Origin of the sequence: Marinomonas colpomeniae (genome assembly GCF_014803385.1) — a bacterium.
Classification (GTDB): Bacteria; Pseudomonadota; Gammaproteobacteria; order Pseudomonadales; family Marinomonadaceae; genus Marinomonas; species Marinomonas colpomeniae.
Genome location: NZ_JACYFC010000001.1, coordinates 198,789 through 211,081 on the forward strand (window position 1 = coordinate 198,789; position 12,293 = coordinate 211,081).

At 41.3% G+C, this 12,293-nt stretch carries 13 protein-coding genes; all 13 read left to right on the plus strand.

Annotated features, from left to right (window positions below):
* The first annotated feature begins 447 nt into the window (after positions 1-447).
* The 13 genes from IF202_RS00985 (at position 448) to IF202_RS01045 (ending at position 12,257) form a co-directional block, all read left to right on the plus strand.
* Complete coding sequence (locus tag IF202_RS00985; protein ID WP_191593006.1) at positions 448-1,302, plus strand: hypothetical protein; 855 nt, start codon at positions 448-450, stop codon at positions 1,300-1,302.
* Positions 1,303-1,715: 413 nt separating this feature from the next.
* Entirely contained in the window at positions 1,716-2,231 is a 516-nt protein-coding gene (locus IF202_RS00990) for a hypothetical protein (RefSeq protein WP_191593007.1), read from the plus strand.
* A 377-nt stretch (positions 2,232-2,608) separates the two neighbouring features.
* Positions 2,609-3,580, plus strand: a complete 972-nt coding sequence (locus IF202_RS00995) for a LacI family DNA-binding transcriptional regulator (protein ID WP_191593008.1) — start codon at positions 2,609-2,611, stop codon at positions 3,578-3,580.
* A 23-nt stretch (positions 3,581-3,603) separates the two neighbouring features.
* A complete protein-coding gene (locus tag IF202_RS01000; RefSeq protein ID WP_191593009.1) occupies positions 3,604-4,839 on the plus strand; it encodes a YbiU family protein in 1,236 nt (411 codons plus the stop codon).
* A 1-nt stretch (position 4,840) separates the two neighbouring features.
* Complete coding sequence (locus IF202_RS01005) at positions 4,841-5,149, plus strand: Dabb family protein (protein WP_191593010.1); 309 nt, start codon at positions 4,841-4,843, stop codon at positions 5,147-5,149.
* A gap of 75 nt (positions 5,150-5,224) precedes the next feature.
* Positions 5,225-6,478 carry an ABC transporter substrate-binding protein gene (locus IF202_RS01010; RefSeq protein WP_191593011.1) on the plus strand — a complete coding sequence of 418 codons (1,254 nt, stop codon included), beginning with the start codon at positions 5,225-5,227 and terminating at the stop codon, positions 6,476-6,478.
* 119 nt (positions 6,479-6,597) lie between these two features.
* Positions 6,598-7,494 (plus strand): carbohydrate ABC transporter permease, encoded by an 897-nt coding sequence (locus tag IF202_RS01015; RefSeq protein WP_191593012.1) that lies wholly within the window; start codon positions 6,598-6,600, stop codon positions 7,492-7,494.
* Positions 7,494-8,372, plus strand: coding sequence for a carbohydrate ABC transporter permease (locus tag IF202_RS01020; protein ID WP_191593013.1), 879 nt, complete (start codon positions 7,494-7,496; stop codon positions 8,370-8,372). Before IF202_RS01015 ends, IF202_RS01020 begins: the two co-directional genes overlap by 1 nt.
* A gap of 4 nt (positions 8,373-8,376) precedes the next feature.
* Entirely contained in the window at positions 8,377-9,495 is a 1,119-nt protein-coding gene (locus IF202_RS01025) for an ABC transporter ATP-binding protein (protein ID WP_191593014.1), read from the plus strand.
* A gap of 8 nt (positions 9,496-9,503) precedes the next feature.
* Positions 9,504-10,538 (plus strand): hypothetical protein, encoded by a 1,035-nt coding sequence (locus IF202_RS01030; protein WP_191593015.1) that lies wholly within the window; start codon positions 9,504-9,506, stop codon positions 10,536-10,538.
* A gap of 55 nt (positions 10,539-10,593) precedes the next feature.
* A complete protein-coding gene (locus IF202_RS01035) occupies positions 10,594-11,286 on the plus strand; it encodes a helix-turn-helix transcriptional regulator (RefSeq protein ID WP_191593016.1) in 693 nt (230 codons plus the stop codon).
* 135 nt (positions 11,287-11,421) lie between these two features.
* Positions 11,422-11,892: a GFA family protein gene (locus IF202_RS01040; RefSeq protein WP_191593017.1), complete on the plus strand. Its 471-nt coding sequence runs from the start codon at positions 11,422-11,424 to the stop codon at positions 11,890-11,892.
* Positions 11,889-12,257, plus strand: coding sequence for a VOC family protein (locus IF202_RS01045; RefSeq protein WP_191593018.1), 369 nt, complete (start codon positions 11,889-11,891; stop codon positions 12,255-12,257). The genes IF202_RS01040 and IF202_RS01045 overlap by 4 nt, the downstream gene beginning before the upstream one ends.
* Positions 12,258-12,293 lie beyond the last annotated feature (36 nt).

A 12,293-nucleotide genomic window follows, 5' to 3' on the forward strand; every position in this document is an offset into this window, starting at 1 on the left:
GAACGCTTTGGGAAGGGAGCATCTTTTCGCCCTGCTGGGCGAGTAACTTTTGCCCAGAGCCGCAAAAGTAACCAAAAGGTCTCTCTAAGATCTTTAACGGCTCACTTTTTACTGCTAGTGAAAACTCTAGCACAACGGTCGCTTACGTAAGGTGTTTAGTCGACCTTCGTTTATTTTTGAATGCTTCAAACACGGTTACGTGAATATCGAGGTGTCGTGCAATCGGGATTGCATCGAAGGTTTATTGTGGGAAAAGTATGCCTATTAATAAATAGGTTAGGAATACTTATTCCTAAATCAAAAACAAACGGCAGTATGTGGTGCATATGACAAGTAAAAGCTATCAACAAAAAATGCCCTAATGATGGGACATTTTTTATTAGTTGGTATGTAATTAAGGTCGTGTTATCACTGATAATAACTTTTTTGAACGATGGAATGATAATAATGTATCTAAATAAATGGTTGGTTGTTTTAGGGGGTATGTTTTTAAGTTTTTTTGGTACATTTTCAGTTTTAACAATCTATAGTTTGATAAATGTCGACATAGTGAATTATGAGATCGAGGGCAATCTTAGTCTCTATGAATGGCTATCCTTAATTACTCAATTCTCACTATTTTTAGGTGCTATCTGGACATTAAGAGGTACTTTATTTTCTATAAAGAACCAGAAAAATCAATGGTTAAACGATGCTTTTATAAAATATGAAGCTGAGGTTCTCTTAGAATTTAGAAATAAATTTCCTGAGGCGTCGAATGCAATTCGTTTTTTTAAACAGGCCGCTTTTCAACCAAAAAAGTATGGATTCAATTTAACTGAGGATAAGAAGCCAAGATTAAAACGGAGTGAATTTGTAAAAAATTACAATGTACTTTGCCACTTTAATAATCTGTATAATACGAATGAACATATTTTTAGAAAACATGGTTTAGATCATGAAATGTCAGCAGTAATTTTGATTTTTAAAACTCTGCGAAACTTTCCCGCTAGGGACTTGGAGTATAATCAAGTAGAAAAAAGAGAAGGATATGAAGAATACCATATAGAAAATTGGGGAGATATAAGACATGGTTTTATTCATTTTGCAGTTTTTGAATTTGATAAAGTTGATCATGAAAACATGTTAGATTTTTTGAATAACATAAAAGATGAAGACTTTGATCGATTGTATAGTGAGCAATGTACTCGTGAGGGTTCATTGCAATGGAAGCTTGATGAGCTGACTATGTATGTTGAAGATAAAAATGAAAGTTTAGCAAGGAGAAGTCAGTATTTTAGTCCATTATTGGAGGAGAGGTAGATGGAAAAAATCGTTAAATAATGACCTCAACATCAAGATAAGACATTTGGGGTCAGATCAAAAATTGCATCCCCATTTTAGCTGAGAGCAGTTGTTGACTGGTGGATTTATTTTAGTATTGTTAGCTTATTGATGTAGCGGACATGTTTTTAACATGACATCACGTAACCTCTATGAGGTCGAGGCTGTGCCTGGTAATGATGTTCTGAATCCAAGGTCATATCTTGGCAAAGGCTCCCTAGATGGAGCCTTTGTTATCTCTAGAGTAAGTTAAATCTCTTTTTATCGTCCCCTCTTTTTGTTTGAGTTTTGTATCTACGACGTTCAAAACTTTGCATTTTTCAGTTTCTCAACCAGACTGAGTTTAATCAGTTAACAAAAATTCTAAAATAACTGATTGTCGGGAGGGTTCTATGAAACGTTTATTTTATAGTACGAATGACCTTGATGATGCAGAGTTGATATCGGATGAGGTTCATAAGCAGGGTGTTGATGATCAGCACTTTTTTGTTTTATCTCGGGATGATAAAGGAATTCTTTCCCACCACCTTCATGGTGGTAATGGTTTTGAAAACACGAGTTTACTTGCCACGGGAAAACGCGCGGGTGTGTTTGCTTTTTGTGTGTTGGTGTTGGCCGCTGTTATCGGTTTTGCGGTAATGGATATCACGGCACAAAATTTATTATGGCTGGCTTTGGTCTGTGGTGTTGCTTTCACGGCGGCTAAAATGTTGGCTTCTGTTGTTTGTGCGTCTTTTGATTCCTATTTTAAAGATATTTTTAATAGACATTTAGACAATGGTGAGGTGATTGTCATTATTGATGTTACGCCTGATCAAAGTTTAAAAGTTACTTCGCAGTTAAAACAGCATTCCGCTGTTAGTTTTATTGCTGAAAGTTCTAATATTGTTTCCCCCATTCCTAGTTAGTCATCGAAAAGAATATAAATAATTTGGGTTAGTGGAAAAGCGCGTTTATAACGTTGAATCAAAAACCGTTAAGATTTTATCTTAACGGTTTTTTTTGGGGAGGGTGGCGCGATAGCTGCTTGTCGAGCTGGCGTAGCGCTTTATAAAGAGCGTTCGGGTCATAATAAAACGTGGTCACGTATTGAGAACAAAGTCTGAAAAATTAGCCATTAACTTTATCCTTTCCTAAATGCTTTTAGAACAATATAAACGTATCTGGTGTTCTTGATTATAATTGTAAACGTTTACATAAAATGAAGTTTTCTCATTTTAAAAGGTTTACAAGCCAATTTTCATGGGCTAGTCTGCATAAAAATAAAAAAGATAACGTTTACATTATGGCAAAAGCAACCTTAAAAGAAGTCGCCAAACTTGCTGGTGTGAGCATTGCGACGGTATCTCGTGTATTGAACCAACAACCGGATACGGTGAAGGCGAGCACACGTGAAAAAGTCATTGCTGCTAGCAAAAAATTAGATTTCAAGCTCGACCGAGCAGCGCGCCGTTTGCGTACCGGCGAGACACGCGTTATTGCCTATATCCTAAATCGTCGTGACCCTTCTGTGCAGTTCGTGAGTGAGCTTTTACTTGGCTTAACAGACCGTGCATTACTTGATGAATATCATGTTGTCATTTTACCTGAAGCTGAAATTTCCCCTCTCGGTTCTGTTGAGTATTTAAGCGGCAGTAAAAATTGTGATGGTGTTGTACTGACTCACACAAAACTTGATGATCCTCGTGTACGTTGGCTGCAAGAACAAAAGCTTCCTTTTATCACCCACGGTAGAACTCGATGCAATATCCAGCACGACTCTGTCGACTATGACCATCTGAAGTTTTTAAAACTGTGCTTTGCGCAGCTGAATACCAGTAGCAAGAATGTTGCTTTGGTTTGTCCTCCAACAGAGTTTACCTTTTCCTCAATCATGAATGAGGCGTTCCAATATATGTTATCTCAATATCCAGAGATTAACGGTAGCATTATTACTGAGATCAACGCTGAGTCGACGGTAGAGCAAATAAGTGATTGGGCGAGTCGTGAGTCTGGTAAGTATGACGCAATCATCAGTTACACCGACGCAATCATTAACGCATTGATCGCGGGAGCCGCGCCAAATAGTTCCATCCAATACATGACTCGTGTATTTGGGCGCAGCAAGTCGCACTTACCTGAAACTGTTTTTTTATTGCACCAAGACCTTTACCAAGATGGCTGGGAATTAGCAGATGCGTTAATTAATCAGCTAAAAGGCAGTCCGATAGCGTCTTATATTAGTTACCCGAAACGGTCCGACGAAATAACAATTTAATAACCTATTTGGTGGAGTGGTTTATGTCTCATAAAACGATTGAACAGCAGATTATCGAAGCTAAGCGAGACTTGCGCAGCCGTATTCCTGACTTGCCTGCTCGATTCGCTGCAGAGACTAAACGTTTAGAGGCGGAAATTGCGGCCGTTAAATCCGAGATGCAAACTGGCCATGCCATTGTTGATATTGAGTTCGCAGACATTCAAGCGGGCAAAATTAGTGATGAGGTAATTCAACGTATTCACCGTCGTGGTGTTGTGGTGGTGCGCAATGTGTTTGATAAAGAACGAGTATCCAATTGGAATGCAACGCTAAAAAGCTATGTAGCGGATAACGACTATTTAACCAAGCAGGCAAAAAAAGCGGGCTTGGATACCTACTTTGGTGAACTGGCGGCAAGTAAACCGCAGATCTACGGGGTTTATTGGTCGAAACCTCAAATGGAAGCACGTCAGTCAGAAGAGTTATCGACTTTACGTGGATGGTTAAATCGCCTTTGGTATCAGCCTAAAGATGGAAAACCAGAGTTTGACCCAAATCGCGAGTGCATGTACGCCGACCGAATTCGACAACGTGAGCCCCAAGACTCTTCTTTAGGTTTGAGTCCGCACATTGATGGTGGCTCTGTTGAACGTTGGCTCGACCCAAGTTTTCATAAGGTTTATCACGACGTTTTATTTGGCGATCCAGATTCTTATGAGCCGTTCAACGCGCAGTCACGCACCCAAACAAAAGAGATTCCGTCACCGGCGGTTTGTCAGATGTTTCGTACCTATCAAGGGTGGACTGCACTGACTCACCAAGGGCCAAATGATGGAACATTAAACCTTGTACCTATAGCTCGCGCCATGGCGTGGTTGTTATTACGAGCTTTGATGGACGACGTTGCAGACGACGATTTATGTAACCAAAAACCTGGCCGCGCTCTTGGTGTTTTTAAAGAGTTTCATGAATTGTTATTGCAAGCTTATGTGCCGATTCCAGAAGTTAACCCTGGCGATACAGTTTGGTGGCATCCTGACATTGTTCACGGTGTTGATAATGAACATCTCGGCAACGAAGATTCTAATGTTATGTATATCGGTGCTGCGCCCGATTGTGAAAAAAACCGTCGCTTTCTCGATATGCTTCGTCCAGCGTTTGAAGCAGGTAAGAGCAGCCCAGATTTTGCAGCTGAAGATTATGAAGTCGATTTCAAAAACCGATTTATGCCTGAAAATTTAAACGACATCGGTCGTAAACAACTGGGGTATGAATAACATGATTAGACACATCGTTCTGTTCAAAGTACGTCCTGAAGTGGCTGCTGAAGACTTCAATATTCTTATGCAGGAAATCGCAGAGTTAGAATCGTCTGTTTCAGGCTTTATTAGCTTCGAACACGGCCCTAACCAAACACCAGAAACTCGAGATCAAGGCTACACCTATGGTTTTATTGTAACGCTGGCTTCATGGGCCGATCTTGATGTTTACCAAAACAATCCAAGTCACCAAACAACTGGCGCTAAATTAGTCGCCGCTTGTCATTCAAATCACGATGGTCTTTTAGTGTTTGATATGGAGATTTGAAAAAAGAATCAAACGGTCAGCCGCGACCGATGATGCACTCCCTAGGCGGCTAAAATAATAAAAAGAGAGGAAAAAATGAAAATAAAAATAAATAAGAAAACTATATTAGCAAGCGCTCTATTAATGGCAACTGCAGCGGTACAAGCTGAAGATGTTGAAGTTCTTCATTGGTGGACTTCTGGTGGAGAAGCCGCAGCGTTAAGTGTACTTAAAAAAGATCTAGGTAATGACGGTGTGGGTTGGGTTGATATGCCTGTTGCTGGTGGTGGTGGTGGATCTGCTATGACAACGTTACGCGCGCGCGTCACTTCAGGCAATTCACCAACAGCTGTTCAGATGCTTGGTTATGACATTCAAGATTGGGCTGCAGAAGGTGAACTAGCGAACCTTAATGACATTGCCGCAGCTAATAATTGGGATGCGGTTATTCCTAAAGCGTTACAAAAATTCTCTAAATATGACGGTAATTGGATCGCTGCGCCAGTCAACATGCATTCAACTAACTGGGTCTGGGCAAACAAAAAAGTATTAGATGATTTGGGTCTTCCACAGCCTCATAGTTGGGATGACTTTGTTGCTGCTATGCAGGCCGCAAAAGACGCCGGCAAAATTGGTTTAGCCCATGGTGGTCAACCTTGGCAAGAAGCAACCATGTTTGATGGTGTTGTGCTTTCTGTTGGTGGTGCCGATTTCTATAACAAAGCGTTTGTAGAGCTTGATGAAGATGCTTTAACTGGCCCGCAAATGGTTGAAGCATTTAAACGCATGGAAACACTTCGTTCATTCGTTGATGATAACTTCTCTGGTCGTGATTGGAACCTTGCATCTTCAATGGTTATTAATGGTGATGCGGCGTTCCAAATTATGGGTGATTGGGCGAAAGGTGAGTTTATTAATGCAGGCAAGGTGCCAAACGAAGACTTCCTATGTTTCCGTGTTCCTGGCTCTCAAGGAACCATGGCGTTCAACGCTGACCAATTTGCTATGTTTAAAGTAGATTCGGCGAGTGCGCAAGAAGCACAAGGTAAAATGGCCGCAGCCATTGTTGCGCCTACATTCCAAATTGCTTTCAACCAAGTGAAGGGTTCTGTTCCTTCTCGTACCGATATTGACCCTATGCAGTTTGATGCTTGCGGTCAGAAAGGTATTGCTGATCTGCAATACGCCAACGCAACCGGTGGTCTAGTGGGTTCAATGGCGCATGGTCATGCTCAACCAGCAGCCATTAAAAATGCGGTATTTGATGTTGTTACCAACCACTTTAACGGCGAATTCGGTGCCGAAGAAGCAGTGGAAGAACTTCTAAATGCGATTGATGCTGCAAAATAAATTGTCATAAATACCTAAAAAGGGGCGTTATTCAACGCCCCTTTTGTCAGGTTCGTTTTCGGTATAACTACCGAACCTGCGACTAAATAAAACTTTTCTTTCAAGGAATAGGGGGATTTATGGCTAATAATGTCGGACAAGACGATTTTCAAACTAAGCTCCAGAATTGGTTACCGAAAATTGTGTTGTCTCCATCTATAGCAGCAATGGTCGTATTTGTTTACGGTTTTATTGCCTTTACGGTTTATATGAGTTTCTCAGATTCAAAGATGCTGCCGAGTTATGATTGGATCGGTCTAGCTAACTACACCAAGCTTTGGAAACTAAGTCATTGGTGGGTATCTATCACCAATCTGGCTGTATTTGCGCTGCTCTATATTGGTATTTGTACTTTTTTAGGCTTGTCTTTAGCCATCTTGTTAGATCAAAAAATTCGTGGCGAAGGCATGTTGCGTCCGATTTATCTTTATCCAATGGCGCTGAGTTTTATCGTCACTGGAACCGCCTGGAAGTGGATTCTTGATCCCGGTATCGGTCTTGAAAATACAATGCACCAGTGGGGTTGGGAGAGTTTTCACTTCGATTGGATTAAAGACCGTAATATGGCGATATACACGGTTGTTATTGCGGCGGTTTGGCAAACATCTGGCTTTGTTATGGCGATGTTTTTGGCAGGGCTTCGTGGTGTTGACAATGAAATATTGAAAGCAGCACAAATTGATGGGGCTTCAAACTGGCGTCTTTATCGTCGAATAGTCATCCCTATGTTACGGCCAGCGTTTCTTTCTGCGTTTGTCATATTGGCGCACTTGTCGGTTAAATCGTACGACTTAATTATCGCGCTAACAGGCGGTGGCCCAGGTCGAGCAACGGAAGTGCCGGCGACCTTTATGTATTCGTATACCTTCACCCGTAATTCGATGGGAATTGGTGCCGCGAGTGCTGTCATTATGTTGATGACAATCGCTGCCATTATTACTCCTTATCTTTATGCAGAATTGAAGGAGAAGAAATAATGTCTAACGTTACTCAAGACACAGCTGTTCGTACGAGTACGGTTACTCGTATATTTATATATGGCTTGCTGATTTTATTTGCCGCTTATTACCTTATGCCTCTGTTTGTCATGATTGTGAATTCATTGAAGCCGCTATCTGAAATTACCAGTGGCAACATGATGGCTTTGCCAGAGGTTTGGACTCTAGAACCTTGGCGTCAAGCTTGGTCAAAAGCACAGATTGGTATTGAGCCAACTGGTTTAAAACCTTACTTCTTAAACTCCATACTAATTGTGGTACCTGCGGTATTTATTTCTACTATTGTTGGTGCAATGAATGGTTATGTATTAACTAAGTGGCGCTTTCGAGGGGATACTCTGGTATTTGGCGCGTTGCTTTTTTCATGCTTTATACCCTTTCAAATTGTACTAATCCCTATGGCGGTGGTGCTTGGTAAAATGGGCATTGCGGGTTCAATTCCCGGTTTGGTGTTAGTGCATGTGGTGTACGGTATTGGTTTTACCACGCTTTATTATCGCAATTATTACGCTGTATTTCCGACCGAACTCGTTCGTGCGGCACAGATTGATGGCGCTGGTTTTTTCCGTATTTTTTGGCGAATTATGCTTCCCATTTCTGGTCCGATCACGGTTGTCTCTGTTATATGGCAGTTCACAAATATTTGGAATGACTTTTTATTCGGTGCTTCGTTTGCCGGACAGCAACAGCCAATGACAGTGGCGCTTAATAATCTCGTGCAGTCTTCAACAGGCGTTAAAGAATATAACGTGCATTTCGCAGGCGCTATTTTAGCGGCGCTTCCAACTTTATTAGTTTACATCGTTGCGGGTCGTTACTTCGTCCGTGGATTGATGGCAGGATCGGTAAAAGGATAACAAAATGGGCTTTTTAAATATAAAAAACGCGACAAAAGCGTATGGCGACGTTGAAGTACTTCACAATATAGATATTTCTGTTGAAGAAGGTGAATTTCTCGTCTTAGTCGGTCCATCAGGTTGTGGTAAATCGACGCTTTTAAATATGATCGCAGGTCTTGAAGAGATTTCATCGGGTGAAATATCCATTAAAGGTAAAACGATGAATGGTGTACACCCATCCAAGCGTAATATCGCCATGGTGTTTCAAAGCTATGCTTTGTATCCGAACATGAGTGTTGCAAAGAACATTACCTTTGGTCTGGAAATGCATAACGTTGAGAAGTCTGTCTGTAAAGCTGCATTGGCCGATGTTGCTAAGCTATTACAAATTGAACCTCTTTTAGATCGCAGGCCGGGGCAGTTATCAGGCGGGCAACGACAACGTGTTGCCATGGGGCGGGCGTTAGTGCGCAACCCAGATGTATTCCTCTTTGATGAACCTCTTTCTAACTTAGACGCTAAGTTGCGCGTGGATATGCGTACTGAAATTAAGCGACTTCATGAGAAACTGAAAACCACAATGGTGTATGTGACTCACGATCAAATTGAGGCAATGACACTTTCAACACGCATCGCAGTGATGTTTGAAGGCTATGTTCAGCAGTTAGGGACGCCTAAACAAATTTATGACACGCCAAGTAATCTCTATGTTGCGACCTTTATGGGGTCACCTTCAATGAACTTATTACCTGTTGATGTTATGGATGGTGCTGATGGAAGTCAATTTGAACTGAGAATAGGTGATCAGGTTACTAAAACAGTTCAGTTAAACGGGCAAAGGCTGCCAGCTGGGCGATACACATTAGGGTTACGCCCCGAACACATTACTGATCCAGAATCGGCTGACTTAGAGAGTGGCAAGTATTTGATGATTGAATCAGTGGTGGAAGTTGTTGAACCTGCTGGTGCCGACACATTTGTTACGACAAAACTACAAGACATTGCAGTGAATACTCGGATGCGTGGTGATATTGAAGTGGCAACAGGAGAGGTGACAGAGTTTGCTTTGGATCTTCGTCGCCTTCATTTCTTCGACCCTAAAACTGAGTTACGTGTTGAATTGGAAGCGGTTGGTAGTTAGGAACTACGATGAGCAATAAGACGATTGATTTCCAAAAAGGCAAAGTCTCAGGAAAAGTGTCTTTGTTAGGCGCAATGGTTGGACCGGTTGAGTTTCTTTTATCTAACAATAAAGTGGTTCAACCGTTTTCGACAGCGCCTTGGGCTAATGAAGAAAAAAGCGTAAACGAAGAAAAAAACTTAATAGATAATCTCCCCCCTATACTTAAAAATATTGGAGGGGAGTGGCCCTGTGTACCTTTTGGTATGCCAAACGCAAAACGAAACTTGCCGTTAGAGTGGTTGCACAAGATTGATTGTATCGAGCCAATTGATGAGTCATTTATGCATGGTTTTAGTGCTAATCACGAGTGGCAAGACATATCAAATTCGTTACAAGAAGCTGAACTTAAAATAGAGTATCCGCTTAATCACCCTGTTAAAAGGTTAAGTAGGAAAATTTCAGTTACGGATAATAACCAGCTTGAGTTTGAGTTATTAGTAGAGACTGAAAAGCCGGTTGAGCTGCCTATTGGTTTACACGGAACGTTTAAATTGCCAAATAAACCCGGTAAGGCAAAGCTGATCATCGACTCCTTTAAGAGTGCTTATACCTACCCTGTCATTGTTGAACCTAATATCTCCATATTAGAGCCGAATCAAAAAATAGATGACTTAGAGCAGGTTCTTAGATCGGATGGTTGTTTCGAAGATATGACGACCTTACCTTTAGAAAACTCTACAGAAGAGCTTATTTTATTGGATCTAAGCGTTGGCAGAATACAGCTGCAAAATCATGATGAGTGTTATGAAGTTGTTTTTGAGTGGGACATTGAGCAGTTTCCTAGTTGCTTGTTATGGTATTCAAACAAAGGAAGAGATTACTATCCTTGGAACAAACGATTTCAAGCAATCGGCATCGAACCTATTGCTTCGGCCTTTGATTTAGGGGTGATTCACAGTAGGAATACATTCTCACCACTTCAAAAAGCAGGTATAAAAACAGGCTTTACATTAGATGGTACAGATCGCTTTTCATATAAAATTTCTGTGAATACCATTTAGTCGTTACCATTAGATGAGCGTGGTAGATTTGTTAGTAGATTAAGTGGAGAGTGTTTTGAGTGATGGTGATGTAAAACGACTTTCGCGGTTAGCGGCGATTACGACGCAATTACAGGCGAAATCTTTGGTCACGGCGACGGAGTTAGCGGCTCGTTTTTCGGTCAGTGTCAGGACGATTTATCGAGACATTCGAGCACTGGAAAGCTCGGGTATTCCGATTTATACGGAAGAAGGGAAAGGCTATCGCTTGATGGAAGGTTATCGTTTGCCTCCGATTATGTTTACCGAAAGTGAGGCGAATGCCTTGGTGATGGTTGAGCAGTTGGTACTCAATAATAAAGATTCCTCGTTGGTAAAGGATTACTCAGATGCCATCGACAAAATTAAGTCGTCGCTCAATAGTGAACACAAGGCTAGAGTAAATCTTCTTTCCGACCGAACGCAATTCAGTAAAATGAAGGAGCAGGAAAAAAACAGCGATCATTTATCGACGCTACAATACGCGCTAACGAATTTTTTTCTCATCGATATTGGTTATACGGATGAAGCTAATCGATTAACGCAAAGACGCATTGAACCCTTCGCTTTATTTAGTACGAGAAACAGCTGGATATTGGTTGCTTGGTGCCGCTTACGAGAAGGTTTTAGAAACTTCCGTTTAGACAGAATACAAACCCTCGATCTACTCTTAGAAACATTTACTCCTCACGACATGACGTTAGAAGATTATTTTCGTCAGTACGGTTAATTATCACCGTTATTATGAATGATTAGTTTGTTTACTAGATTTAATAGTCACCCCTGACATAGGGCTGTCACTAGGTCGTCATAGAATGTATTGAAACATTCATTCAAAAGCCTTTATTAAGAGGAGTACATTCTAATGCTAAAAGCAAAAGCTCAGTGTTTATGTGGTGCGGTGGTCATAATGGCCAATCAGATTAATCCTAAGTTTACCGTTTGCCATTGCGATTCGTGTCGTGGGTGGGGTGGTGCACCTTTCTTTGCCGTGCGGTGTGGCTCTGATGTGGTGATTGAGGGGCAAGATAATATCAAAGAATATGATTCTTCAGCTTGGGCGACTCGGGGCTTTTGTTCAGAATGCGGCACACATTTGTTTTATAAGCTTAAGGGAACGGGTGCTTATAACATGCCTGTAGGGATTTTTTCAGACCTTGATGGCATTGAAATGGATATGCAGTATTTCAGTGATCAGCGACCGGATTATTATTGTTTCTCGAACCAAACCAAGGAAATGACTAGAGCCGAAATAATGGACTATTTTGCCTCTGCAGTGGAGACGGCTTCGTCTTCTTCTAATACAAACTCTACTTCTGAAGGTGCCTTAAAATGAAAATGAATTACTTCGTGCTTGGCACCAACAACATGCCTTCAGCGGTTCGATTTTACGATGCTCTTTTTGAGCAAACGGGGTTCATACAAACCTTTGCGACAGACAGAATGACTTATTGGCAAAATGACGAAATGGCTTTTGCGTTGGCTATTCCTTTTGATGAAGAAGAGGCTACGAATGGTAACGGCACCATGCTGGGTTTTGGTGTTGATTCAGTAGAAGAGGTAAAGCGCTTGCATAAAAAAGCGATTGAATTAGGCGGTCGCTGTGAAGGTGAACCCAACGCACGTGGGCCGTTTTTCTCGGCTTATGTAAGAGATTTGGACAACAACAAATTGTGTTTTGGTTGTGCCGTTTCTAGTTAATCTAAAGAGCTTCATTTCTGGAGTTCTTATCCACAA

Excerpts from the sequence above, each read along its gene's own strand:
- IF202_RS01030 (WP_191593015.1), top strand. The coding sequence starts at position 9,504 with ATGAGCAATAAGACGATTGATTTCCAAAAAGGCAAAGTCTCAGGAAAA.
- IF202_RS01000 (WP_191593009.1), top strand. The coding sequence starts at position 3,604 with ATGTCTCATAAAACGATTGAACAGCAGATTATCGAAGCTAAGCGAGAC.
- IF202_RS00995 (WP_191593008.1), top strand. The coding sequence starts at position 2,609 with ATGGCAAAAGCAACCTTAAAAGAAGTCGCCAAACTTGCTGGTGTGAGC.
- IF202_RS01015 (WP_191593012.1), top strand. The coding sequence starts at position 6,598 with ATGGCTAATAATGTCGGACAAGACGATTTTCAAACTAAGCTCCAGAAT.
- IF202_RS00985 (WP_191593006.1), top strand. The coding sequence starts at position 448 with ATGTATCTAAATAAATGGTTGGTTGTTTTAGGGGGTATGTTTTTAAGT.
- IF202_RS01010 (WP_191593011.1), top strand. The coding sequence starts at position 5,225 with ATGAAAATAAAAATAAATAAGAAAACTATATTAGCAAGCGCTCTATTA.
- IF202_RS01045 (WP_191593018.1), top strand. The coding sequence starts at position 11,889 with ATGAAAATGAATTACTTCGTGCTTGGCACCAACAACATGCCTTCAGCG.
- IF202_RS01025 (WP_191593014.1), top strand. The coding sequence starts at position 8,377 with ATGGGCTTTTTAAATATAAAAAACGCGACAAAAGCGTATGGCGACGTT.
- IF202_RS00990 (WP_191593007.1), top strand. The coding sequence starts at position 1,716 with ATGAAACGTTTATTTTATAGTACGAATGACCTTGATGATGCAGAGTTG.
- IF202_RS01040 (WP_191593017.1), top strand. The coding sequence starts at position 11,422 with ATGCTAAAAGCAAAAGCTCAGTGTTTATGTGGTGCGGTGGTCATAATG.
- IF202_RS01005 (WP_191593010.1), top strand. The coding sequence starts at position 4,841 with ATGATTAGACACATCGTTCTGTTCAAAGTACGTCCTGAAGTGGCTGCT.
- IF202_RS01020 (WP_191593013.1), top strand. The coding sequence starts at position 7,494 with ATGTCTAACGTTACTCAAGACACAGCTGTTCGTACGAGTACGGTTACT.